The following is a 23,027-nucleotide window of genomic DNA, read 5'->3' on the forward strand; positions in this document are numbered from 1 at the left end:
GGACCTGGGACCGGGCCGGGATGCCGAGGGGCGTCGGCACCCCGACCCGGAGACAGCGGCCGTCAGACGGCCTGCGCCACCGTGACCTTCACCGGTTCCGTGCCCGCCGCGCTGTGCCGTGCGGCCCAGTTCTCCAGGGCCGTACGACAGGCGTGGTCCAGGTGGTGGAGGCCGGTCAGGTCGAGGCGGACCGGGCGGTCCTGGGGAAGGGACTCCAGACTGTCGAGGATCTTCGGCAGCTTCAGGAAGGTCGCGTTGCCCGACAGATGGGCGTCGATCGGACCCGCCCCCTTGTCGATGACCTCCAGCTTGACGTGCGAGGCTTCCCAGGCGGTCTTGACCACCGCCAGCGCCAGGCCGATCAGCACGCCCTCGAACATGCTGACCGTCACGATCGAGACCGCCGTCACGGCCAGGACCAGCGCCTCGCCCCGGTGCTCGCGCCACAGCACCGCCAGCGCCCGGACCGGCACCAGCTTGGCACCCGAGTGGATCAGGATGCCCGCGAGCGCCGGGACGGGGATGTAGGCCAGCACGGCGGGCAGCAGCGCGGCGAACAGCAGCAGCCACACGCCGTGCAGGACGCGGGAGGCCTTCGTACGGGCGCCCGCCTGGACGTTGGCCGCGCTGCGCACGATCACCGCGGTCATCGGCAGTGCGCCCAGCAGTCCGCACACCGCGTTGCCGGTGCCCTGGGCGACCAGCTCCTTGTCGTACTCGGTGCGCGGACCGGAGTGCAGCCGGTCCACGGCCGCCGCGCTGAACAGCGACTCGGCGGACGCGATCAGCGTGAAGGCGACGACCGTGCCGAGCACCCCGACGCTCGCCAGCTCGCCGAAGGCGCTCAGCGGCGGCGGCTGGACGGCGCCCAGCAGCCCCCGCACCTCGACGGTGGCCACCGGCAGGTCCAGCGCGAACGCGGCCAGCGTGGCGAGACCGACCGCGGCCAGCGGACCGGGCAGCGTGCGCAGCTTCGCCGGAGCGTGCTTCCACAGGAGCAGGACCGCGATCGTGCCCGCACAGACGGCGAGCGAGGTCAGGGCCGTACCGTCGCCCAGGGCGTCCCAGAGGGCTCCGGGCAGCCCGGCTGTCTTGCCCAGCCCGGAGTCGGGGGCCTTGGCCGCCAGCGCCGGATATGCCTGCCCGGCGATGAGGACCAGACCGATTCCGGCCAGCATGCCCTCGACGACGGAGACCGAGATGGCGCGGAAGTAGCGGCCCAGCTTCAGCAGGCCCATGCCCACCTGGATCACTCCGGCGGCGAGGACGATCACGCCGAGGACCGGCAGGCCGAACTCCTTGACCGCCTCGAAGACGAGCACGGTCATGCCGGCCGCCGGCCCCGACACCTGGAGGCTGCTGCCGCGCATCAGCCCGGTGACGAGGCCGCCCACGATGCCGGTGACCAGGCCGAGTTCGGCCGGGACCCCGGAGGCGACGGCCACGCCGACGCACAGCGGCAGCGCGACCAGGAAGACGACGAGGGAGGCGGCGAAGTCCCGCCGCGCGGACGGGAAACGGGATATGAGCGGATTCTTGCTGGTCATGGGCGTGCTCACAGGGACTCGAAGGTGTCGGTCTGCGGGCGGTGCGCCCGTACGGCGCCGGTGTGCACCTCGTAGTACCAGGCGTGCAGGCCCAGCCGGCCCTCCGTCAGCCTCCGCTCGACACAGGGGTACGAGCGCAGGCGCAGCAGCTGGGTCAGGACGTGGCTCTGGACGCCCTCGGCGACCTCCGGGTCCTCGGCCGCGCCGGCCGGGCGCGGGGTGGCGTGCGCGAGCCAGTCGCGCACGGCCGGTACGGCGGTCAGGTCGTCGCCGCGCACCAGCGCGCCGACGGCACCGCAGTGCGAGTGCCCGCAGACGACGATGTCGCGGACACCGAGCACCTCCACGGCGTACTCGATGGTGGCTGCCTCGCTGGTGGGGTGCTGCGAGGTGTGGGGCGGCACGATGTTGCCCGCGGTGCGCAGCTCGAAGAGTTCGCCGGGGCGGGCGCCCGTGATCAGGGCAGGGACGACCCGGGAGTCGGAGCAGGTGATGAACAGCACCTGAGGTGACTGGCCTGCGGCGAGTTGGGCGAACTCCTCAGGGCGCTGTCCGAACGTACGGGCGTTGTCGATGAGGGGCTGCATATGTGTGAGTTCCTCCTGGCGCGCCTGCACGGGCGCGTCGGACTTGAACGGGTTGTGTGTGGGGGGAGAGAGCGTGAGCCGCCTGTCAGCAGCGGAAGACCTGGAGTGCTGCCGGGGTGTGGGCTCTGGCGGGTCGCGCGGCATGCCGGTGCGCGGAGCCGGGGGTGTCCGGCGCGTCGGCACCGGCGGAACGGCCGGCTATGAGCGGGTGTTCCGGTGTACAGCCGGCCGAGCAGGAACGCTGCCGCTCGCGCAGGTGGGGGGTGCCCACGGGGTCGCCCGCGCGGCCCGGGACGCGCAACGAGCCCACGCCGTCGCGCGCCGGCTGGGCCGGGGAGGTGATTTCAGGCTCTGCTTTGGCCTGTGCCTGACCGAGAGTGTGCGCAGATGCGAAGGTTCCCGTGGGGGCGAAGAGCTGGAGCGCGAGCAGGAGTGCGGCGAGGAGGGTGAAGCGGGTCCGGGCCGTTGTACCTCGGAACATGCGCCCCCCTTCCGTCCGTTCGCATCTCTTGCGTGCACCAAGCATTGGTCAATGAATGGTCAAGACGCAGATTAACCCTGCAAAGTCCTTTGCAGGGTTAACACCGCGTTACAAGCTCAAGAGAGCGTGAAAACCGCCGGTCGTGTGGCGCGAACTGGCTCTTGACTACGAGCCGACGAGGCCCTTCGCGTCGCGGGCCAGGGCGGTGAGCCGCGAGATCGCGCGGAAGTACTTCTTGCGGTAGCCGCCGTTCAGCATCTCCTCGCTGAACAGCCGGTCGAACGGCAGCCCCGAGGCCAGTACCGGGACCTCGCGGTCGTAGAGCCGGTCCGCGAGCACGACGAGCCGCAGCGCCGTCGACTGGTCCGGCACGGGCTCCACGCCGGTCAGGCACACGGCCGCGACCTCGTCGGTCAGCGCGCCGTACCGGCTCGGGTGGACCTTGGCCAGGTGCTCCAGCAGATGCGGGAAGTCGTCCAGCGAGGCGCCCTCGGTGGCGTACGCCGCCTTCGTCACCTCTTCGTCGGTGAACGGCCGGGGGGCCTCGGGCAGGCCCCGGTGCCGGTAGTCCTCGCCGTCGATGCGCAGGGCGCGGAAGTGGGCCGACAGGCCCTGTATCTCGCGCAGGAAGTCGGCCGCGGCGAACCGGCCCTCGCCCAGCTTGCCGGGCAGCGTGTTGGAGGTGGCGGCGAGCGCGACGCCCGCCTCGACCAGCTTGCCGAGCAGGGTCGACACCAGGACCGTGTCACCCGGGTCGTCCAGCTCGAACTCGTCGATGCACAGCAGGCGGTGGCCGGAGAGGGTCTGCACCGTCTGCTGGAAGCCGAGGGCGCCGACCAGGTTCGTCAGCTCCACGAAGGTGCCGAACGCCTTGCGGGAGGGCTCGGCCGGGGTGGCGTGCCACAGGGAGGCGAGCAGATGGGTCTTGCCGACGCCGTAGCCGCCGTCCAGATAGACCCCGCGCGGACCGGCCGGGGCCTTGGGGGCTTTGGCCCTGCCGAAGCCGAACAGGCCGCGCCTGCCGGTGCCGGAGGCGTGCGCCCCGCCGAGCCCGGCCGCGAAGCCCTCCAGGACCCGCACGGCCTCGGTCTGGCTGGGCTGGTTCGGGTCCGGTATGTAGCTCGAGAAGCGGACCGAGTCGAAGCGCGGTGGCGGCACCATCTCGGCGACCAGCCGGTCCGCGGGGACGCGCGGCTCACGGGCGCACAGGGAGAGGGGGCCCACGTCGGTCACAGGGCTGGATCCGGGGGCGGCGGTGGAGGACGACACGGTTACCCATGCTAAGCGCCGTGTCACACTGCACGACATGCGACGCCTGTTCCCTGTGACCTACGAAACAGCAGCCCAGGCCTCCGGCGGGGGTGCCGGAGCCGTTGGCGGAGGAGCGGGGGGTGGGGCGGCGCACGGCGCCGGTGCCGGTGCGGGCGGTGCCGGGATGGTCGGTGATCGTGAGTGGGGGCTCGACGAGCTGGCCGCCGCCTATGCGTATCCGGAGCCCGGGCCGGGGGCGCCGCGGCCGTGGCTGCGGGCCAACATGGTCTCCACCCTGGACGGTGCCGCCCAGCACGACGGGCGCTCGCAGCCCATCTCCTGCACCGCCGACATGCGCGTCTTCGGCACGTTGCGGGCGCTCGCGGACGTCGTCGTGGTGGGCGCGGAAACGGTACGTCAGGAGGGGTACCGCCCCGCACGCGCGCGTGCCGAGTTCGCCGAGGCCCGTGCGGCCGCGGGGCAGGGCCCGGCACCGGCGATCGCGGTCGTCACCGCGAGCCTGGACCTGGACTTCTCGCTCCCGCTGTTCACCTCGCCCCTGGTGCCCACGCTGATCCTGACCGGAGCCGCGGCCGCCGCGGACCGCGTCGCCGCCGCCGAGAAGGCCGGCGCCCGGGTGGTGATCGCCGGTGACGGCGGCGGCGTCGACCCCGCGCGCACGGTACGCGCCCTGGCCGGCCTCGGTCACACCCGGCTGCTCACCGAGGGCGGGCCCCGGCTGCTCGGCCTGCTGATCGCCGCGGACGTGCTGGACGAGATGTGCCTGACCCTGTCGCCCATGCTCACCGCGGGCGACGCGCAGCGGATCGCCGGGGGGCCGTCGGTCGCCGTACCGCGCCGGTTCGAACTCGTGTCCCTGCTGGAGGAGGCCGGATTTCTGTTCGGCCGTTACCGTCGGTCCTGAAAACAGCGGAATATGCTGTTCCGTTTAACTTCCGGAGGGCAGACTTAATCCGGCAGGATCCGTGCGATCACGGGGCAGGATGGTTTCCGCAGGGGCCCTGTCAGGGCCCACGGAGGAGAAGAGGCGTTTGGTGTTCACGAGCGTTCTGATGATCGAGAAGGCCTTGACGTCCGCCGACGTGGAGTTCGTCACCACCTTGCACGGAGACGAGCCGGTCACCTTCCACGTGCTCCTCCAGCCGCGCGGCGACCAGGCGGACCGCCTGCTGCGGGCCATCGACGACATCGCGCTCGGCGAACTCGACGAGGCGGTGCGCGAACGGGAGACCCCGTCGGGCGACGCGGCGAAGGACATCGGACAGCAGGCCCTCGACGTGTCCGTGCAGGCGTTGCACTCCGCCGGGAGCCAGGCCGAGGGGCGGCTGGTCGAGAATCATCCGCTGGACGCGCTGAAGTCCCTCGTCGCCGAGGTGTCCGCCGACGAGGTGATCGTGCTGACCGATCCGCACTACGTGGAGGAGTTCTTCCACCGGGACTGGGCTTCTCGGGCCCGTCACCGGGTCGGTGTGCCGGTGCTGAAGCTGTTCTCGCACAGCAAGGCCTAGGCGCCGCGGGGGTGCCGTGCGTGCGCGGGTGCGCCCGCGGCGTGGTCGCCCGCGCCGTTCCCCGCGCCCCTTGGGGTCGGCATAGGCTAGGCCTGCTCCAGCCCGCACCGTACTTGGGAGAAGAACACATGGCACCCGGCCTTCCTACCGCCATGGACCGACCGCACTTCATCGGCATCGGCGGCGCCGGGATGTCGGGGATCGCCAAGATCCTCGCCCAGCGCGGGGCCGCGGTGGCCGGCAGTGACGCCAAGGAGTCCGCGACCGTCGAGGCGCTGCGGTCGTTCGGTGCCACCGTGCACATCGGACACGCGGCCGGGCACCTCGCCGACGACGCGAGCTGTGTCGTGGTGTCGTCGGCCATCCGGGCGGACAACCCGGAGCTGGCCCGCGCCGCCGAGCTGGGCATCCCGGTGGTGCACCGCTCCGACGCGCTCGCAGCGCTGATGGCGGGACTGCGGCCGATCGCCGTGGCCGGCACGCACGGCAAGACCACCACCACCTCCATGCTGGCGGTCTCCCTCGGCGAGCTGGGCCTGAAGCCGTCGTACGCCATCGGCGGCGACCTGGACGCGCCCGGTTCCAACGCGCTGCACGGCGCGGGCGACATCTTCGTGGCCGAGGCCGACGAATCGGACCGCAGCTTCCACAAGTACGCGCCCGAGGTCGCCATCGTCCTCAACGTCGAGCTGGACCACCACGCCAACTACGCCTCGATGGACGAGATCTACGAGTCCTTCGAGACCTTCGCCGGCAAGATCGTGCCCGGCGGCACGCTGGTGATCTCCGCCGACCACGAGGGGGCGCGCGAGCTGACCCGCCGGCTGGCCGGGAAGGTGCGGACGGTGACGTACGGCGAGGCCGAGGACGCCGACGTGCGGGTCCCGGCCATCGTGCCGCAGGGGCTCAAGAGCCGGGTCACCGTCGTGCTCGACGGGCAGGATCTGACCTTCACGGTGTCCGTGCCCGGCCGGCACTACGCCCTCAACGCCGTCGCCGCGCTCACCGCGGGCGCCGCCCTCGGCGTCCCCGCCGCCGAACTGGCGCCCGCGCTCGCCGCTTACACCGGGGTCAAGCGGCGCCTCCAGCTCAAGGGCGAGGCGGCCGGGGCGCAGGTGATCGACTCCTACGCCCACCACCCGACCGAGATGACCGCCGACCTGGAGGCCATGCGCGCCGCCGCCGGCGACTCCCGGATCCTCGTCGTCTTCCAGCCGCACCTGTTCTCCCGCACCCAGGAGCTGGGCAAGGAGATGGGCCGGGCGCTCGCCCTCGCCGACGCCTCGGTGGTGCTCGACATCTACCCGGCCCGCGAGGACCCGATCCCGGGCGTCACCAGCGACCTGATCATCGAGGCCGCGCGCGCGGCGGGCGCCGACGTCACCGCCGTGCACGACAAGTCCGAGATCCCGTCCGTGATCGCGGGAATGGCGAAGCCCGGTGATCTCGTTCTCACCATGGGCGCGGGCGACGTGACCGACCTGGGCCCGCTGATCCTGGACCGCCTGTCGCAGCAGTAAAGGGGCTGAGGCTCATGTCGTACGACGTCGAGAAGCCGGACGAGCAGTGGCGGGCGGAGCTGAACCCGGCCGAGTACGCCGTGCTGCGCCAGGCCGCCACCGAGCCGGCCTTCACCGGTGAGTACACGGACACCAAGAGCGAGGGCGTCTACTCCTGCCGTGCCTGCGGTGCCGAACTGTTCACCTCCACCACCAAGTTCGAGTCGCACTGCGGCTGGCCGTCCTTCTACGACCCGAAGGACACCGACGCGGTCGAACTGATCGAGGACCGCTCCCACGGCATGGTCCGCACGGAGGTCCGCTGCGCCCGCTGCGGCTCCCACCTCGGGCACGTCTTCGCGGGCGAGGGCTATGCGACCCCGACCGACCAGCGGTACTGCATCAACTCCATCTCTCTGCGCCTGACTCCCGACGAGGGCTGAGCCCGGGAGCCCCGCGGTGATCCTGTGAAGCAATGACATCAACGGGATCAATGGACACGCCGAATCTGGCAAAAGGCGTGTCCGAAACGCTTCGTTCGGTCGAAGATGAACAGCACGGGACGCCTGTCCCGCCGACCTCGAACGCGCGGCGGTGTACACGGTGATATGACCGGATGCGGGGCCCCTGGGGCTGATGGGACGGATGCGCCGGATGGGGTTAATGTCCTGCTTGCTCCGGTTTGAGATTCTGTGAGGGTGTTGGGTGTGGCGCGCTGGATCCAGTCCCGTCGCAGGTCTCTGCCTGCCGACGGCCGCCACCGCCGCGCCGACGACAGCGACGAGGAGGCCCTGACGTCCACGAAGGCAGCGGGAGCCATGGCCGCCACGGAGGCCGTGTCGGCCGTCGATGCCGCCACGGCCGGCCCGCGGTTCGCCGCGCTGCGCGACGCCCTCGCCGGGATCGGCACCACTCTCGACGAGTCCACGACCTGCGCCGAGCTGACCCGGACCGCCGTACGGCTGATGGGCGGAACAGCCGCCGTGCTGCGCCGGACCGGCCAGACCGTCACCGGGTACGAGGAGATCACCGGCGACGCGGACGTGCTGCCCGACGCCCGCTGGGCCACCGCGGCGGCCCGGGAGGCGGGCGCACCGGCGCTGGACGCCCCCGCCGAGCCCTGGCTGCGGTACGCGGGCGCCCCGAGCACCCGGGCCGCCCTGTGCGCGCCGCTGACCAGCGGGGAGGACGTCTACGGCGTCCTGGTGTGGGCGCGCTCCGGGAAGCCGCTGCGCCCCGGGGAGGCCGAGCTGCTCGCCCTGCTCGCCGAGCGCGCCGCCTCGCACGTCCGGCACGCCCGCGCCTACGACGAGGTCAACCGCACCGCCGGTGACCTGCAACGCGCCCTGCTCGCCGAGCCCGGTCGCCCGCACCCCAACCTCGACGTCGCCATCCGCTACCTCCCGGCCGGCGGAGGCGTCCTGGTCGGCGGCGACTGGTGCGAGACCGTGCGGCTGCACTTCGGGCGGACCCTGCTGGTCGTCGGGGACGTCATGGGGCACGGCCTGGAGGCCGCCGTCGACATGAACGCTTTCCGCTCCTCGCTGCGTTACATCGCCTCCGCCGACCTGCCCCCGCACCGGGTACTGCGCCAGATGGACGAGATCGCCTCGCGGGAGGCCGATCGCCGGCCCGCGACCTGTCTGCTGGCCAGGGTCGACCCCGGCCGGGGTCAGCTCACGCTGGCCAGCGCCGGCCATCTGCCGCCGGCGCTCATCACCGAGGACGGCGAGGCCACGCTGCTGTCCGTCCCCGTGGGGCCGCCGCTGGGCACCGGGCTCGGCGGCTACGAGTCGGCCACCCATCCGCTGGCGCCCGGGCAGACCCTCGTGCTGTTCACCGACGGTCTGGTGGAGCGCCGCGGTGAGGACATCGACGAGTCCCTGGCCCGTCTGTCCGCCGTCCGTTTCCCGGCCGGGGACGGGCTCGACGACGTCCTGGAGACCATCCTCGGGCGTCTGGACGCGCGGCATGCGGAGGACGACGTCGCCGCGTTGGCCGCTCGGCCGCACGCCCGGCAGGGGGCTCCGGCCGGCGCGGGTCCGCCGTAGGGGTGCGGGTCGTCCGGCCCCTCAGGCCGGCAGCCGTACCGTGAATCGCGTCCTGCCGTCCTCCCGGTCCAGCCGCGGGCTCCCCGCGTGTGCCCGCACCGGCGCCCGGGCCGGCGACAGGCCCGGCCCGCTGCCGCCCCGGACCCGGCCGCGGGCCTTGCCGACGCGGTAGAAGCGGTCGAAGACCCGCTCCCGGCCGGTGTCCGGGATGCCGGGGCCCGTGTCGGCGCTCCGTACGCATGCCTCACCGCCCCCCCCGGCCGACACCGTCACGGACACCTTCGTTCCGGGCGGGGGTGTGCACCGCCGCGTTGGTCGGCAGGCTGCCCAGCACCCGGCGGATCCGTGCAGGTCGTCGTCCACGACCAGCAGTCGTACGTTCTCCGCCCGCCCGTCCTGCGGCACCCGTCCGGCTCTGCCAGAGGTGCCGGTCCCCGCCGGCCACATCAATACTCGAGTGAAAGTCGTCCGACAGGAAACCGACAGCATCCGCGGGCGAAGCTCGTCACCCAGGACCCGATCAAGGAGCTGTTGTCCGTGACGACCCTCCAGACCCGTCCCGCGCCCCTCGCGGCGATCCGCCCCCGGGCCGTGGCCCGGACCGGCCTGTACACCCTGCTGGCCGCCAACGCGGTGGTGGTCGCCTGGTTCTTCGCCCGGGCCGGCTTCGCCTCGAACACGCTGATCGTGCTGGGCCGCCTCTGCGGCCTGTACGGCGCCCTGCTCATGGCCTTCCAGCTGCTGCTGGTGGCCCGGCTGCCCTGGCTGGACCGCCGTATCGGCATGGACCGGCTGACCTCCTGGCACCGCTGGTCCGGCTTCGGCGTCCTGTGGACCCTGCTCACACACGTCGTGTTCATCACCTTCGGCTACGCCCAGGCGTCCTCGATGGATCCGGTGAACCAGCTCGTGAACCTCGCCGAGACCGTCGAGGGTGTGCTGCGGGCCGCCGTCGCGCTGTGCTTGATCCTCGTGACCGGCGCCGTCTCGGCCCGCTGGGCCCGCCGCCGGCTCGCCTACGAGACCTGGCACTTCATCCACCTGTACACCTACGTCGCCGTGGTCCTCGCCTTCACCCACCAGATCGCGGCCGGCACGACCTTCACCTCGTCGCCCGCCGCCACGGCGTACTGGTACACGCTGTGGGGCGCGGCCCTCGGCGCGGTGGTGCTGGGCCGGCTGGTGCTCCCGCTGTCGCGGAACCTGCGGCACCGGCTGCGGGTGTCGGCAGTCGTCCCCGAGTCCGACGACGTCGTCTCCGTGTACGTCACCGGCCGGGATCTGGACCGGCTGCCCGCGCGGGCCGGCCAGTTCTTCCTGTGGCGGTTCCTCACCCCGGACCGCTGGTGGCAGGCCAACCCGTTCTCCCTGTCGGCCGCCCCCGACGGCCGCACACTGCGCCTCACCGCCAAGGCGGCGGGCAGCGGCAGCGCCGCCCTGCGCCACCTCAAGCCCGGCACCCGCGTCTTCGCCGAGGGCCCCTACGGCGCCTTTACCACACTGCACCGCACCCGCCCGGACGCCGTGCTCATCGCCGGCGGCGTCGGTGTCACCCCCATCCGGGCGCTGCTGGAGGACCTGGCGGGTCACGCCGTGGTCCTCTACCGGGTGGCCACCGACCGCGACGCCGTCCTCTACGGCGAACTGCGCGACCTCGCCCTCGCCAAGGGAGCCGAACTGCACCTGGTGACCGGACCCGTCGTTCCCGACCGGCTCGCTCCGCGCGAACTGGCCCGGCTGGTCCCGGACCTCGCCGACCGCGACGTCTTCCTGTGCGGACCGCCCGGCATGATGACCGCCGTGCTGCGCAGCCTGGGCGACCTGGGCGTGCCCAAGAGGCAGATCCACTTCGAGCGCTTCAGCCTCGCGGGCTGAGAGAGGGTGACCCGCCGTGAAACGAGCCGTTCCCGTCTTCCTGCTGACCGTCGCGGGTCTGATCCCGGTGTGGCGCTACCACCCGTCGACCGGCACATCGTCCACGACGACGCAGGCCGTGGAGCCCGCCACGCCCCCCTCGCGCACCCCTTCGTCCCCGTCGTCCTCCGCATCGGCGCCTGCGTCGTCCACGAAGGTCGTCCGAGGCACCGAGGTGAACACCGTGAAGGGCCTCTTCCAGGTCGAGGTGACCTTCCGGGGCGACCGGATCGCCTCCGTGCGGATGCTCCAGGCACCGCACCATCCGCAGACCAAGTGGGCCGTGCCCGAGCTGATCGCGGAGACGCTGAAGGCACAGAGCGCCCACATCGACGCGGTGTCCGGGGCCACGATCACGAGCGAGGGGTACAAGCAGTCCCTCCAGGCCGCGATCGACGCCAAGGGCACCTGAGGTGCGGCGGGTCGAGCACGTCATGGGTTTCCCGGTCTCGCTGCGGGTCGACGACGCGGGCGACTTCAGCCGGGCCGCCGACGCCGTGTTCGCGTGGCTGCGTGAAGTGGACGTCCGGTTCAGCCCGTTCAGACCCGACAGCGAGGTGTCCCGGTACGGGCGTGGCGAGGTGGCGGACGGCGAGCTGAGCGCGGATCTGACGGAGGTCCTCGCCCTGTGCGCGCGCCTCCGGGAGGCGACCGGCGGTGCCTTCGAGGTCCGGCTGCCCGGCCGGGGGTTCGACCCCTGCGCGGTGGTCAAGGGCTGGTCCGTGCAGCGGGCGGCCGGGCTGCTGTCGGCGGCCGGGGCCCGGCGGTTCTGCCTCAACGCCGGCGGTGACGTGGTCGTCTCCGGCGGACCGTGGCGGGTCGGGATACGGCATCCGGAACAGGCCGGCCAGGTCTGTGCCGTGCTGGAGGTCACCGACGCGGCGGTGGCGACCTCGGGACGGTACGAGCGCGGCGACCACATCCTCGACGGCCGCACCGGACGCCCCGCGACCGGGCTGCTCAGCCTCACCGTGCTGGCCCCGACACTGACCGAGGCCGACGCGACCGCCACGGCCGCCTTCGCACTGGGCACCGACGGCCCCGCCTGGGCCGCCGCCCGCGCCGGCTGCGAGGTGCTCGCGGTCGACGCCGCCCGGAGCGTGCTCCGTACGCCGGGGCTCCCGCTGGTCTAGCCATTCGCCCGCCAAAACGCTGAAACACTCGCGGTCTAGACTCTCCCCGCAACGGCCTGCGCACCAAAGACTTTGGCCGAAAACGGGCGGAAATCTGCCAAACCCGAAGGGTATTCGGCGTTTTGATACGGATAGACTCAGTCACGAAGCGGTATCCGGACGGCACGGTCGCGGTCGACCGGCTGTCGCTGGAGATACCGGACCGCGCGATCACCGTCCTCGTCGGGCCCTCGGGCTGCGGCAAGACGACGACGCTGCGGATGATCAACCGGATGGTGGAGCCCAGCGAGGGCAGCATCCTCCTCGACGGCACGGACATCCGACAGCAGCCGGTCAACACCCTGCGCCGTTCCATGGGTTACGTCATCCAGAACGCCGGACTCTTCCAGCACCGCACCATCCTCGACAACATCGCCACCGTGCCCCGTCTGCTCGGCACGCCCAAGAGGGAGGCCCGGGCCCGGGCCGCCGAACTGATGGCACGGGTGGGGCTCGACGCCGCGCTGGCCAAGCGGTACCCGTACCAGCTCTCCGGCGGCCAGCAGCAGCGCGTCGGCGTGGCCCGGGCGCTCGCCGCCGATCCGCCGGTGCTGCTGATGGACGAGCCGTTCTCCGCCGTGGACCCGGTCGTGCGCAAGGGACTGCAGGACGAACTACTGCGCATCCAGGACGAGTTGGGCAAGACCATCGTCTTCGTCACGCACGACATCGACGAGGCGATCAAGCTGGGCACGATGGTCGCCGTCCTGCGCACCGGCGGCCGGCTCGCCCAGTTCGCGCCGCCCGCCGAGCTGCTCAGCGCGCCCGCCGACGCCTTCGTGGAGGACTTCCTCGGCGCCGACCGCGGCATCCGCCGGCTGTCCTTCTTCCCGTCCGCCGGTCTGCGGCTGGAGACCGCGCCGATCGTGGGCGTCGACGCCGACGCGGCGACGATCGCCTCGCACGCCTCCGTCCCCTACCTCCTCGTCACCGACGAGGGTGGCAGGCCGCTGGGCTGGAGCGAACCGGGCCGGCTCACCGCCGGGGCCGTCGACGTGGGCCAACTCATCGACCACGGACGCCCGTTCGTGCCCGGCACCGACTCGCTGCGGACCGCGCTCGACGGCGCCGTGCTCTCACCCACCGGCTTCGCCGTCGCGGTGGACGGCGAGGGACGCGCCGTCGGCGTCGTCTCCCAGCAGGTCATCGGCGAGGCGATCCGCGCCGCGCACAGCCGGGCCGCGGACGCCACAGGCGCGGGCCCCGACGCGGGCGTCGACGCGGAATCCGACGCGGCATCCGATGCCAAGGCCGCCCGATGAACGGCTTCTTCGACCTCCCGAGCGACCTCCAGCACAGCTACTCCGGGCTCATCGGACTGCATCTGCGCGAGGCCCTCCTGCCGGTGCTGGCCGGCCTGATCGTCTCCCTGCCGGTGGCCCAGCTCTGCGTACGGTTCCGCTGGGTCTACCCGCCCGTGCTCGGCATCACCACCGTGCTCTACTCGATCCCCTCGCTGGCCTTCTTCGTCGTCCTCATCGACTACTTCGGGCAGAGCGAGACCACCGTGATGATCCCGCTCGCGCTCTACAGCCTGGTGGTGCTGGTCCCGGCCATCGTGGACGGCGTCCGCTCGGTGCCGCAGGAGACCCTGGCCGCGGCGCAGGCGATGGGCTTCGGCCCCGTACGCCGTTACTTCCAGGTTCAGTTGCCCATCGCCGTGCCCGCGATCATCGCGGGCCTGAGAGTGGCGACCGTGTCCAGCATCTCCCTGGTCAGCGTCGGCATGCTCATCGGCAACCAGGGCGCCCTCGGCAACATGCTCTACGACGCCCAGACCTACCACCGGCCCGCGCTCGCCGTGAACGCGGTGCTGACCATCGGGATCCTCGGCATCCTCGCCGACGCGGTGCTGGTCCTCGTCCGCCGCTTCCTCACCCCCTGGATGCCGAAGAAGGGCGCCACCCGGTGAACGTACTGAACTTCGCGCACGCCTTCTTCAGCGACAGTGCCCACTGGCACGGCTACGACGGCATCCCGACCCGGCTCGGCGAACACGTCAAGTACTCGCTGGAAGCCCTGCTGCTCGCCACCGTGATCGGGCTGCCCATCGGCCTGGCCACCGGCCACTACGGCCGGGGCGGAAACGCGCTGGCCCTGATCGCCACGGCCGGCCGGGCGCTGCCCAGCTTCGGTCTGCTGGTGCTGATGTTCATCTGGATCGGGTTCGGCCTGGTACCGGTGATGATCCCGCTGGTCGTGCTCGCCGTACCACCGATCCTGGTCACCACCTACGAGGCGATCCGCTCCGTCGACCCGTCCCCGGTGGACGCCGCGCGGGGCATGGGGATGTCCGAGGCCCGCGTCCTGTTCCAGGTCGAGGTACCGGTCGCGCTTCCGTTGATCCTGAGCGGTCTGCGCGCGGCAGCCATCCAGATCGTCTCCACCGCCACCATCGCCGCCTACGTCAGCCTCGGCGGACTGGGCCGGTACATCATGGACGGCCTCTACCAGAAGAACTACGAGAAGGTCGTAGGCGGCGCCACCCTCGTCGCCGGACTGGCCCTCGTGACCCTCGCGCTGTTCTGGTCGGCGGCCCGGCTCGCGGTGTCACCGGGGGTGCGCAGGAGCGGCTGAGGGCCGGCCGTTGGCCGACCGCACCGCCGCTCGAGGCAGTTCCTCGGGTGATCCTCCACTGCCCGACGCGGAGCGCATCCGGGACACTGACGGTCCGTCGGCGGGGCGAGTGCGCAAGGCCGGCGACACCTGCCACCAGGAAGGAGTGCGCACCATGCTGGACGGCTGCACCTCGCGCCCGCCCGAGACCATCGGCCGCTACTACGACCACGGTTACTACCGGGGCGCCGCCCTGCCCCAGCTCCTCGCCGAGCACGCCCGCACACACGCCACCCGTACGGCTCTCGTCCACGACGGACGTCGCCTCACCTACCGCGAGCTGAACCGCCGCGTCGACCGCGTGGCAGCCGGGCTCGCGCTGCGGGGCGTCCGCCCCGGCGACCGGGTCATCGTCCAGCTCCCGAACGTGGCCGAGTTCGTCATCACCGTCTACGCCCTCATGCGGGCCGGCGCCCTCCCGATGCTCGCGCCCATCTCGCACCACGCCGACGTGATCGGCCGGCTCGCCCATCTCACCGAGGCCGCCGCCTACATCGGCCCGAGCCTCCACCGCGGCTTCGATCACGCCAAAATGGCCGCGGAGATCAGCGACGGCCATCCGCGGCTGCGCCGCGCCTTCACCCTCGACGGCCCCGAAGGCGCCCGGGGAGGCTTCTCCACCGCCCCCAGCGGATGCCTGTTCTTCCCCCTGCGCTCGGTAGACGCCCCGCGCGACCCGGACCGCACGTACGACCCCAACGACGTCGCGTTCTTCCTGCTCTCGGGCGACAGCACATCCGCGCCCGAGCTGGTCCCGCGCACGCACAACGACTACGCGTACCAGGCCCGGGCCGCAGCCGAGCTGACCGGCCTCGGCCCCGAGGACGTCTACCTCGCAGCCCTCCCCGCCGAGTCCGACTTCGCCTTCGGCTGTCCCGGCGTCGTCGGCACCCTCGCCACCGGCGGCACCGTCGTGCTGATCGACAACCCCGGCCCCGACGAAGCCCTCCGCGCGATCGAGACCGAGAAGGTGACCGTCACCTCCCTCGTCCCCGCTGTCGCGCAGGAGTGGCTCGACGCCCTCCCCGACGGCCGGTACGACGTCTCCAGCCTGCGCCTCATCCAGCTCGGCGGCGCACCGCTGCCGCCCGGACTCGCGGCCAGCCTCCCGTCGGCCTTCGACTGCCGCCTCCAACAGGTCTTCGGGCTGGCGGAGGGACTGCTCTGCCTCACCCGCCTCACCGACAGCGACGAGGTCATCCGGCACACGCAAGGCCGCCCCCTCTCGCCGGCGGACGAGATCCGCATCACCGACCCGGAGGGCACCGACGTACCGGCGGGAACTCCCGGACGGCTCTGTGCACGCGGCCCCTGCACCCTGCGCGGCTACTACAAAGCCTCCGACCAGAACGCCCGCGCCTTCACCGCCGACGGTTTCTACAGGTCCGGTGCCGTCGCCCGCCTCACCGAAGAGGGCAACCTCGTCGTCGAAGGCCGCACGGAGGCCGTTCCGGGCGTGCCGGACATCCCGCACGCGTAACGCGACACGCACCTGCTGCCCGTGCCATCGGCTACGACCCGGCGCGGGCCAGTGCCAGTTCGAGTACGACGAGCAGCGCGTCCCGGACCGAGCCCTGCTCCCGGGCGTCGAACACCACCACCGGCACACCGGCGGAGACGTCCAGCGCCCAGCGGACCTCCTCCAGGGTGTGCTCCACCCGCCCGTCGAAGGCGTTGACCGCGACGGCGAACGGGATGTCCTTGTGCTCGAAGTAGTCGACGGCCGCGTAGCAGTCGTCCAGCCGCCGGGTGTCGACGATGACGAGCCCGCCGACCGCGCCCTCCACGATGTCGTCCCACATGAACCCGAACCGCTCCTGCCCGGGCGTGCCGAACAGGTACAGCTTCAGCGTCGGGTCGATGGTGAGGCAGCCGAAGTCCATCGCCACGGTCGTCGTGGTCTTGCGCGGGGTGTGCGTCAGATCGTCCACGCCCGCCGCGACCTCGGTGATCGACGCCTCGGTGGTCAGCGGCTCGATCTCCGAGATCGCGCCGACGGCGGTGGTCTTGCCCACGCCGAAGCCGCCCGCGATCACCATCTTCACCGGCAGCGGCGGCCGTACGGCGGTGGCGGCGGCCGTGTTCCGCGCGAGCGGTTCAGTCGGTGTCACTCGGTACCCCTCGGGAGTCGGGGACGGCCCTGAGGCCATCGATGAGCCTGCGCAGGACGGACGCGTCGCGGGTGGCGCCGGCGTCGGGCACGTACACCGCCAACTGCCCCGCCTCGTGCAGGTCTTCGGCCAGGACGCGGACCACGTTCAGGTGCAGTCGCAGCCGGGCCGCCAGTTCCGCCAGGGACTGCGGCAGCCGGCAGGCGGCGACGATGTCGTGCTGCTCGAAGGAGAGCCCGGCGAGCGAGTCGAGGCCCGCGGCGGTGGCCACCACCTGGGTCTCCAGGGGCAGCGCCCGCTCCGAGCCGGCGTCCGCGACCCGGCCGGCGGTGACCAGGAACGGCCGTACGGCGGGGGCGGGGCCGACCGGGTCCATACCTGATCTTTCTCAGCGCGCCGACGCGGTGCCGACGGAGTTCTTCAGCTCCAGCACCAGCTGCGGGCTGAGCGCGGCGCCGGCGCGGTTGGCGAAGAGGGTCATCTCGTAGGCGATGTTGCCGAGCTTCGCCTCCTTGTCGGTGACGACGCCGAGCACGGCGCCGCTGCCGATCGCCGAGACGATGACATGGCCGCCTTCCAGATCGATGATGACCTTGTTGAGGCCGCCCAGGCCGTAGTTGCCGGAGGCGCCCGCGGCGAGGCTGGTGATGCCCGAGACGATCGCCGCGAGCCGCTCGGAGTCGGCGTGTTCGCGCAGCTCCGACACCGCGATCAGCAGACCGTCGGAGGACACGGCAATCGCGTCCACGACGCCCGCGGTCTCGGTCGCGAAACGGTTCAGCAGCCAGGTGAAGTCGGCGGCGGCCGCCTGCAGATCGATCGGCGCGGCGCCGCCCGTCGGGGTGTCACCTGTCGACGTGCTCAACTCTCGGCTCCTTCGGGGAGGGGAAGGGGAAGGGGGGTGCGCTCGGGGTCGTGCGGGGGGCGGGGGTGCGGGCCGGTGCGGGGTGCGGACCCGGTGTCCCGGTGGGCGCGGGCGACGGCCGCCTCGAACTCCTCCAGCGCGGTGCGCTCGGCCTCCGCGTCCCGGGTGCGGACCGCCTGCGGCAGGGTGGGCGTCGCGCCGGCGGTGGTACCGAGCGTGGCGCCACGCACGCGGCGGCGCAGGGGGCGGACGCCGGGTACGGCCGCCGTCCGGCCGTCCTCCTTCGCTGGGCCGGTTTCCTGCGGCTGGTCGGTCTCGTCCGCCCGACCGGTCTCCTGAGCCCGACCGGTCTCCTGAGCCCGACCGGTCTCCTCAGCTCGGTCGATCTCGTGCGCTCGCTCGTTCTCGCACGCCTCGCCGTTCCCCGGCGTCGGGCCGGGGACCGGCTCGCGGCGCGGGACACGGCGGGGGAGCGGGGCGTCGGCTCCGGACGGGCGGCCGGGGCCGGCCGGGGCGGAGCCCGAGGCACGGGGCCTCGGCCGGCCGGCGCCGGAGGGGGCCGCCGCATCCCGGTCCGGCACGCTCTCCGCCGGCTTCGGTCCGCTCGGCGCCGCCGCGTCGGCCGGCGTCACGGTGACCGGTGTACCGGCCGCCGGAGCCGCCGTCAGCAGGAGCGAGGGCGGCAGGGTCGCCTCCGCCGTCACACCGCCGCCCGGCGTGCGGGTCAGCTCGACCGCGATCTCCCAGCGGCGCGCCAGCGCACCGACCACGAACAGGCCGAGCACCTTGGTCGGCACCAGGTCGAGGCGTTCGCGCCGGATCAGCCGGGCGTTCTCCTCGGCGAGCCGCTCGGCGCTCATGCCGAGACCGTGGTCGGTGACGACGACGTGGGCGCCGTCGGCCATCGAGCGGACGGTCACCTCCACCGGGCTGCCCTCGGGCGAGAACGACACCGCGTTCTCCAGGAGTTCGGCCAGCATCAGCGTGAGGTCGCCGATGACGTCCGGCTCGACCTTGGCGTCCGACGCGGCGTACAGCCGTACCCGCTGATAGCCCTCGATCTGCCCGAGTGCGGCCCGGACGACGTTGGACACCGGTGTCGGCCCCACGCCCAGCACGGTCTCGCGGATACCGGCCAGCAGCATCAGGCTGTCGGCGTTGCGGCGCAGACGTACGGCGATGTGGTCGATGGAGTACAGCCGCTCCAGCAGCGCCGGATCCGTCTCGCCGCGCTCCACCGCGTCGATCAGCGCCAGTTGACGTGTCGTCAGATTGCTGACACGGCGGCCCACGTTGCCGAACATCTCGGCGGTGTTGCGGCGGCTGACCACTTGCCGTTCCAGCAGCGCGCCGGCGGTGGTCTGCACCTGGTTGAACGCCTCGGCCAGCTCGCCGATCTCGTCGGGCGCGGTGACCGGCATGTCCCGCAGCCGGGGCGGCCCGTCGTCCTCGGCGTCGTCGTCGGCGACCCGGGCCAGCTCGCGCCCGGCCACCTCGGCGACCTCCCGCGCGGCCCCGGTCAGCGCCGTCACGGGCCGGATCACCGAGCGGCGCACCAGCACCGCGAACGCGATCCACAACGCGAACGCGATCAGTGCGCCGCTCAGCAGCAGACCGGCCCGCCACCGCGCGGAACCGGCCGTGTCGTCCGCGCGGTCGGCGATCTGGTCGATCAGCGCGGTGGTGATCCTCAGCCGGGCGGCGGCCTGTTCGGGATAGGCCGGGTAGTCAGTCAGCGCGTTCTGGACCGCCTGCCGGATCTCCTCCTGGCTGTTCGCCTGGAGCCGGCCGACCCCCACCTGCAACTCGGCGAAGGACTGGGCGATGGTGCGCTGCGCCGGGGTGTGCTCGACGCCGGCGAGGCGCTCGGCCTGCGCCTCGGTGGCGAACCGGGTGAAGCGGTCGGCCTGGTGGCTGTAGAGGTCGTAGGCGCCGACCGCGTTGGTGAACTCGATCAGCGCGTTGGTGTCGCCCGTCGTCGCGGCGAACACGTTGGTCTCGAAGGCGCCGTGGGCGGCGTCCGCGCGCAGCAGCGAGTCCAGCAGATTGCCGGTGAAGGTCGTGGCGAGATCGGCGTTGCGGTCCAGGCCGAGGCCGTCGATCAGCGCCTGGGCGGCGTGGGCGTAGGACGGGTCGATGGTGTCGGCGGGCACGTACGACTGCTCGACCGAGGTCCGCAGCCCGGACAGGCTGTCGATCTCGCGCAGCGCCTGTGCCTCGCCGTCGGGCAGCCGGTCGCCGAAGGCCGCGCGGACCGTGACCACCTGGGCGTCGACCGCGTCCTGGGCCGCGCCGTAGGCCGACGTCGAGGGCTGGGAGTACCCGGACTCGTAGCGCGCCGAGAGCAGGATGGCCTGCTGGTGCTCGGCCTCCACCCGGTCCACGAGCCGCGCCACCTCGGTGCTGTCCCGCACCAGCCGGGCCGCCGAGGCGGCGCTGCCGTATTCCTGCACCAGGTCGGTGAAGAGGTACGACAGCAGGACGGCGATCACGCCCAGTGGGATGCCCACCAGCAGGTTGAGCTTGCGGCGGAAGGGCCAGCGGTCGGCGAAATCCCCTGCTCCGCCCCGCGCGGGGGCGTGCCGGGCGGGCGCGTCCACCTGGTTCGTGGACACACGGGCCTCCTTCTCGGGTGTGCTGCCGACACCGAAGCGGGCCCCGTGCACCGCCGTGGCCGAATTCCAATGGCGCCGAGACTACCGTCCTCTTGAAGGATCAATCAGCGCGGTCCGCATCACGAATCCATGACAAAGACAGCGCTCTCCGTGCACAACTGACCGCAGATCGAGGCCAATCAGTGATCTATTGCCCTTGACTGACCCAGAACCGGCTGGATTGGATCAGTGGGTGACTTCAACACACCGCATCAGCAGGTCCATCCGGAGGAACCGAGGCGCGGCGGTCGTCGCCCTCGCGGCGGCGACGGCTCTGCTGGCGGGCTGTTCCTCCGACAGCGGCAAGTCGGGCGGGAACCCCCTGACGGACGACAACAAGGCGAGCGGCGACACCGTCGTCGTCGGCTCCAACAACTTCCCCGAGAGCACCCTGATCGCCGACATCTACGGCGAGGCGCTCAAGTCCAGGGGCATCAAGGTCACCTACAAGCCGAACATCGGCAGCCGCGAGACCACCTACGGGCTGCTCAAGAACGGCTCCATCTCGGTCCTGCCCGAGTACAACGGCGCGCTGCTCGCCTACCTCGACCCGAAGGCGAAGCCGACGACGGCCGACGCCACCACGACGGCCATCGAGGCGAAGCTGGACTCCAAGCTGACGCTGCTCAAGGCCGCGGCGGCACAGTCCAAGGACTCGGTCACCGTCAACGCGGCCACCGCGAACAAGTACCACCTGACCGAGAAGTCCACCATCGCCGACCTGAAGGACATCGACAAGGAGCTGGTCCTCGGCGCCTCGCCGGAGTTCCAGACCCGGCAGCAGGGCCTGGTGGGCCTGAAGTCCGTCTACGGCCTGGACTTCAAGTCCTTCCGGGCACTGGACGCCGGCGGCCCGCTCACCCAGGCGGCGCTGAAGAAGGACGCCGTGCAGGCCGGGGACATCTTCACCACGGACCCGACCATCTCCAAGGAGAAGTTCGTCGTCCTCCAGGACCCGAAGAACCTCTTCGGTTTCGAGAACGTCCAGCCGCTCGTCTACAAGAGCGCCCTGCCCCAGAAGGGCGTCGACGCGCTGAACGCGGTCTCGGCCAAGCTCGACACCGCGACCCTGCTGGACCTGGACACCCAGGTGCAGGCCCAGAACAAGGACCCGCTGGACGTCGCCAAGGCCTGGCTGAAGTCCGCCGGCCTCTCCTGACGCCCGTGGGCAGACGACGCGGGTGCCCCCGGACACCGTGGGCACCCGCGTCGTGCCCGGCGGCACAGGTCTGTCCCTGCCCGCCCTGATCCGGCTCGCCGACGCCGAACCCGCCGTCGACCCCGGTGCCCTGGACCGGCCCGCCGCGACGTACCCCGGGCAGATCCGTCAGGGCGGGGCTCGCGGCCTTCAGGGTGCGCGGCACGGGGCTCGTCTCCAGTGCGTCGGTCTCCCGGAGCGAGCCGAGCCGCTGGGTGAGACAGCGGTGCAGGTCGGCCGGGTCGCGGCGCCGAGCGTACCGTCGCCGTCAGCCGGACCAGCCACCGCGCCCGGCCCGCCCGGCCCGCCCGGTCCGGGGCGGCCAGGCCCACCACGCGCAGCCCGGCCTCCGTGCGCAGCCGGCGAAACCAGCGGCGGGCCACGGTCTGTGCCGAGACGCCGAGCACGTCGGCGATCCTGCCGAACGGCGCCCGGCCGTCCAGGTGCACGGCGCGGATGAGGGCACGGTCGACCGCGTCGAGCATGCCCCCATCCTCACCCGCGCGGTGCGAAGGGCGCGGATCAGAGGTCGAACTCGTGCGGCGGCAGGTCCAGCGTGAAGCAGGCCTCGCGCACCACGGCCTGTTCTGTCTTGTCGAAGTCACCGTCCGCGCCGCCGATCACGATGCCGATCTGGATGACGGCCCGCGCCTCGGCGGGCTTCTTCTTCGCCTTGGCGATCTCCTGAAGGACGCTCACCTTGCCGAAGGCGAAGTCGGTCGTCAGCTTGGTCAGGTTCTCCTCGAAACGGCGCCTCAGGTCGTCCGCCGGGAAGTTCTGCAACACCTCGTTCGTCGCGATGAGCTGGGCCACCCGCTGCCGCTCCGACGGATCGACGGTCCCGTCGGCGGCGGCCACGAGCGCGCACATCGCCATGCTCGCGTCCCGGAACGCGCCGCTCTTCAGGTCGTTCTTCTTCGCCACCAACTGGGTCTGCATCTGCGACGCCGACTCCTTGAAGCGGTCCCACAGGGCCATGCGCACTCCTCATGTCAAACGGCCGGATGCTCCCACAGCACACCGGCGACAACTTCTACAACACCGTAGAAACTCATGGGACGGCCGGGAAGTTCCTTCACACCTAGACTGACTCCTCGTACGCGGACGGAACACAGGACGACGCGACGGAAAGCAGAGGAAGGCGACAGTGGTCTCAGCGCCCGGCACCGGCCACCAGGACCCCTCCGCCGAGGTGTTCACCGAGGCGGCCGCCGTCTTCGGGCTGCTCGCCTCGCCCGCCCGGCTGCACATCGTGTGGGCGCTGATCCAGCGCGAGTGCGATGTCACGGGGCTCGCCGAACGGGTCGGCGGCGCACTGCCCGCCGTCAGCCAGCACCTCACCAAGCTCAAGCTCGCCGGGCTCGTCCGCTCCCGCCGCGAGGGCCGCCGTCAGGTGTACTTCGTCGACGCCGCCGGACAGGCCGCCGTCGGGGAGGTCGTACGTCTCCTCGTCGACCGGCTCGCCGAACGGGAGGCAGCCGCCCCGGCCCGGTCCCGCCGCCTGCGCGGCCTCTGACCGTCCCCTCCCGGAAACCGCCGGACGTCGCGCCGG

At 72.1% G+C, this 23,027-nt stretch carries 24 protein-coding genes and 1 pseudogene; 14 read left to right on the top strand and 11 right to left on the bottom strand.

The window, feature by feature from the left end:
* Positions 1 to 62: 62 nt before the first annotated feature.
* The 4 genes from ADK64_RS05955 to zapE form a co-directional block, all read right to left on the bottom strand.
* Positions 63 to 1,547: a SulP family inorganic anion transporter gene (locus tag ADK64_RS05955; RefSeq protein ID WP_053655719.1), complete on the bottom strand. Its 1,485-nt coding sequence runs from the start codon at positions 1,545 to 1,547 to the stop codon at positions 63 to 65.
* 8 nt (positions 1,548 to 1,555) lie between these two features.
* Positions 1,556 to 2,134 (bottom strand): carbonic anhydrase, encoded by a 579-nt coding sequence (locus tag ADK64_RS05960; protein ID WP_053655721.1) that lies wholly within the window; start codon positions 2,132 to 2,134, stop codon positions 1,556 to 1,558.
* A gap of 85 nt (positions 2,135 to 2,219) precedes the next feature.
* Positions 2,220 to 2,615, bottom strand: coding sequence for a hypothetical protein (locus ADK64_RS05965; protein WP_053655723.1), 396 nt, complete (start codon positions 2,613 to 2,615; stop codon positions 2,220 to 2,222).
* A gap of 165 nt (positions 2,616 to 2,780) precedes the next feature.
* Complete coding sequence (gene zapE, locus ADK64_RS05970; RefSeq protein ID WP_053655725.1) at positions 2,781 to 3,884, bottom strand: cell division protein ZapE; 1,104 nt, start codon at positions 3,882 to 3,884, stop codon at positions 2,781 to 2,783.
* A gap of 37 nt (positions 3,885 to 3,921) precedes the next feature.
* Between zapE and ADK64_RS05975 the strand changes: the two genes are divergently transcribed.
* The 5 genes from ADK64_RS05975 (at position 3,922) to ADK64_RS05995 (ending at position 8,945) form a co-directional block, all read left to right on the top strand.
* Entirely contained in the window at positions 3,922 to 4,791 is an 870-nt protein-coding gene (locus ADK64_RS05975; RefSeq protein WP_078992505.1) for a pyrimidine reductase family protein, read from the top strand.
* Between the two features lie 130 nt (positions 4,792 to 4,921).
* Positions 4,922 to 5,395: an indole-3-glycerol phosphate synthase gene (locus tag ADK64_RS05980; RefSeq protein ID WP_199829492.1), complete on the top strand. Its 474-nt coding sequence runs from the start codon at positions 4,922 to 4,924 to the stop codon at positions 5,393 to 5,395.
* A gap of 128 nt (positions 5,396 to 5,523) precedes the next feature.
* Positions 5,524 to 6,915 (top strand): UDP-N-acetylmuramate--L-alanine ligase, encoded by a 1,392-nt coding sequence (murC, locus tag ADK64_RS05985; protein WP_053655729.1) that lies wholly within the window; start codon positions 5,524 to 5,526, stop codon positions 6,913 to 6,915.
* A 14-nt stretch (positions 6,916 to 6,929) separates the two neighbouring features.
* Entirely contained in the window at positions 6,930 to 7,337 is a 408-nt protein-coding gene (gene msrB, locus ADK64_RS05990; RefSeq protein WP_053655731.1) for a peptide-methionine (R)-S-oxide reductase MsrB, read from the top strand.
* A gap of 264 nt (positions 7,338 to 7,601) precedes the next feature.
* On the top strand, positions 7,602 to 8,945 hold the full coding sequence (locus ADK64_RS05995; RefSeq protein ID WP_234384469.1) for a PP2C family protein-serine/threonine phosphatase: 1,344 nt from the start codon (positions 7,602 to 7,604) through the stop codon (positions 8,943 to 8,945).
* A 21-nt stretch (positions 8,946 to 8,966) separates the two neighbouring features.
* Here ADK64_RS05995 and ADK64_RS42475 read toward each other — a convergent pair whose 3' ends face one another.
* Positions 8,967 to 9,212: an ATP-binding protein gene (locus ADK64_RS42475; RefSeq protein ID WP_324614362.1), complete on the bottom strand. Its 246-nt coding sequence runs from the start codon at positions 9,210 to 9,212 to the stop codon at positions 8,967 to 8,969.
* Between the two features lie 270 nt (positions 9,213 to 9,482).
* Between ADK64_RS42475 and ADK64_RS06005 the strand changes: the two genes are divergently transcribed.
* The 7 genes from ADK64_RS06005 (at position 9,483) to ADK64_RS06035 (ending at position 16,127) form a co-directional block, all read left to right on the top strand.
* Positions 9,483 to 10,820: a ferric reductase-like transmembrane domain-containing protein gene (locus tag ADK64_RS06005; protein ID WP_053655738.1), complete on the top strand. Its 1,338-nt coding sequence runs from the start codon at positions 9,483 to 9,485 to the stop codon at positions 10,818 to 10,820.
* Between the two features lie 16 nt (positions 10,821 to 10,836).
* A complete protein-coding gene (locus ADK64_RS06010) occupies positions 10,837 to 11,271 on the top strand; it encodes an FMN-binding protein (RefSeq protein ID WP_053655740.1) in 435 nt (144 codons plus the stop codon).
* 1 nt (position 11,272) lies between these two features.
* Positions 11,273 to 11,992 (top strand): FAD:protein FMN transferase, encoded by a 720-nt coding sequence (locus ADK64_RS06015; protein WP_053655742.1) that lies wholly within the window; start codon positions 11,273 to 11,275, stop codon positions 11,990 to 11,992.
* A gap of 122 nt (positions 11,993 to 12,114) precedes the next feature.
* Positions 12,115 to 13,293 carry an ABC transporter ATP-binding protein gene (locus ADK64_RS06020; RefSeq protein ID WP_053655744.1) on the top strand — a complete coding sequence of 393 codons (1,179 nt, stop codon included), beginning with the start codon at positions 12,115 to 12,117 and terminating at the stop codon, positions 13,291 to 13,293.
* Positions 13,290 to 13,943 (top strand): ABC transporter permease, encoded by a 654-nt coding sequence (locus tag ADK64_RS06025; protein WP_053655746.1) that lies wholly within the window; start codon positions 13,290 to 13,292, stop codon positions 13,941 to 13,943. Before ADK64_RS06020 ends, ADK64_RS06025 begins: the two co-directional genes overlap by 4 nt.
* The gene (locus ADK64_RS06030; RefSeq protein ID WP_053655747.1) at positions 13,940 to 14,608 is read left to right on the top strand and encodes an ABC transporter permease; all 669 of its coding nucleotides are present in this window, start codon (positions 13,940 to 13,942) and stop codon (positions 14,606 to 14,608) included. The genes ADK64_RS06025 and ADK64_RS06030 overlap by 4 nt, the downstream gene beginning before the upstream one ends.
* A 154-nt stretch (positions 14,609 to 14,762) precedes the next feature.
* Positions 14,763 to 16,127, top strand: coding sequence for a (2,3-dihydroxybenzoyl)adenylate synthase (locus ADK64_RS06035; RefSeq protein WP_053656017.1), 1,365 nt, complete (start codon positions 14,763 to 14,765; stop codon positions 16,125 to 16,127).
* A 31-nt stretch (positions 16,128 to 16,158) separates the two neighbouring features.
* Here ADK64_RS06035 and ADK64_RS06040 read toward each other — a convergent pair whose 3' ends face one another.
* Genes ADK64_RS06040 through ADK64_RS06055 form a run of 4 tightly spaced genes read right to left on the bottom strand, consistent with a single transcriptional unit; the run spans position 16,159 to position 20,238 of the window.
* Complete coding sequence (locus ADK64_RS06040; RefSeq protein ID WP_053655749.1) at positions 16,159 to 16,758, bottom strand: GTP-binding protein; 600 nt, start codon at positions 16,756 to 16,758, stop codon at positions 16,159 to 16,161.
* Positions 16,745 to 17,134: a DUF742 domain-containing protein gene (locus ADK64_RS06045; protein WP_053655751.1), complete on the bottom strand. Its 390-nt coding sequence runs from the start codon at positions 17,132 to 17,134 to the stop codon at positions 16,745 to 16,747. Before ADK64_RS06045 ends, ADK64_RS06040 begins: the two co-directional genes overlap by 14 nt.
* A 12-nt stretch (positions 17,135 to 17,146) precedes the next feature.
* Positions 17,147 to 17,623 carry a roadblock/LC7 domain-containing protein gene (locus ADK64_RS06050; protein WP_053655755.1) on the bottom strand — a complete coding sequence of 159 codons (477 nt, stop codon included), beginning with the start codon at positions 17,621 to 17,623 and terminating at the stop codon, positions 17,147 to 17,149.
* Positions 17,620 to 20,238: a sensor histidine kinase gene (locus tag ADK64_RS06055; RefSeq protein WP_053656018.1), complete on the bottom strand. Its 2,619-nt coding sequence runs from the start codon at positions 20,236 to 20,238 to the stop codon at positions 17,620 to 17,622. The genes ADK64_RS06050 and ADK64_RS06055 overlap by 4 nt, the downstream gene beginning before the upstream one ends.
* 232 nt (positions 20,239 to 20,470) lie before the next feature.
* On the opposite strand from ADK64_RS06055, the gene ADK64_RS06060 reads away from it, so the two are divergent.
* A complete protein-coding gene (locus tag ADK64_RS06060; protein ID WP_053655760.1) occupies positions 20,471 to 21,436 on the top strand; it encodes an ABC transporter substrate-binding protein in 966 nt (321 codons plus the stop codon).
* A gap of 419 nt (positions 21,437 to 21,855) precedes the next feature.
* On the opposite strand, the pseudogene ADK64_RS48350 reads toward ADK64_RS06060, so the two are convergent.
* A pseudogene (locus tag ADK64_RS48350) lies at positions 21,856 to 21,960 on the bottom strand (AsnC family transcriptional regulator); the annotation flags it as partial.
* Positions 21,961 to 21,997: 37 nt separating this feature from the next.
* On the bottom strand, positions 21,998 to 22,453 hold the full coding sequence (locus ADK64_RS06065; RefSeq protein WP_053655765.1) for a tellurite resistance TerB family protein: 456 nt from the start codon (positions 22,451 to 22,453) through the stop codon (positions 21,998 to 22,000).
* Positions 22,454 to 22,622: 169 nt separating this feature from the next.
* On the opposite strand from ADK64_RS06065, the gene ADK64_RS06070 reads away from it, so the two are divergent.
* Complete coding sequence (locus ADK64_RS06070) at positions 22,623 to 22,991, top strand: ArsR/SmtB family transcription factor (protein WP_053655769.1); 369 nt, start codon at positions 22,623 to 22,625, stop codon at positions 22,989 to 22,991.
* Positions 22,992 to 23,027: the final 36 nt, after the last annotated feature.

It is taken from the genome of Streptomyces sp. MMG1121, from assembly GCF_001280015.1.
In the GTDB taxonomy this organism is placed as follows: domain Bacteria; phylum Actinomycetota; class Actinomycetes; order Streptomycetales; family Streptomycetaceae; genus Streptomyces.

What these genes read in the sequence shown, in the direction of transcription:
- ADK64_RS05955 (WP_053655719.1), bottom strand. Translation starts at nt 1,547, where the DNA reads ATGACCAGCAAGAATCCGCTCATATCCCGTTTCCCGTCCGCGCGGCGG.
- ADK64_RS05960 (WP_053655721.1), bottom strand. Translation starts at nt 2,134, where the DNA reads ATGCAGCCCCTCATCGACAACGCCCGTACGTTCGGACAGCGCCCTGAG.
- ADK64_RS05965 (WP_053655723.1), bottom strand. Translation starts at nt 2,615, where the DNA reads ATGTTCCGAGGTACAACGGCCCGGACCCGCTTCACCCTCCTCGCCGCA.
- ADK64_RS05975 (WP_078992505.1), top strand. Translation starts at nt 3,922, where the DNA reads ATGCGACGCCTGTTCCCTGTGACCTACGAAACAGCAGCCCAGGCCTCC.
- murC (WP_053655729.1), top strand. Translation starts at nt 5,524, where the DNA reads ATGGCACCCGGCCTTCCTACCGCCATGGACCGACCGCACTTCATCGGC.
- msrB (WP_053655731.1), top strand. Translation starts at nt 6,930, where the DNA reads ATGTCGTACGACGTCGAGAAGCCGGACGAGCAGTGGCGGGCGGAGCTG.
- ADK64_RS06025 (WP_053655746.1), top strand. Translation starts at nt 13,290, where the DNA reads ATGAACGGCTTCTTCGACCTCCCGAGCGACCTCCAGCACAGCTACTCC.
- ADK64_RS06035 (WP_053656017.1), top strand. Translation starts at nt 14,763, where the DNA reads ATGCTGGACGGCTGCACCTCGCGCCCGCCCGAGACCATCGGCCGCTAC.
- ADK64_RS06045 (WP_053655751.1), bottom strand. Translation starts at nt 17,134, where the DNA reads ATGGACCCGGTCGGCCCCGCCCCCGCCGTACGGCCGTTCCTGGTCACC.
- ADK64_RS06065 (WP_053655765.1), bottom strand. Translation starts at nt 22,453, where the DNA reads ATGGCCCTGTGGGACCGCTTCAAGGAGTCGGCGTCGCAGATGCAGACC.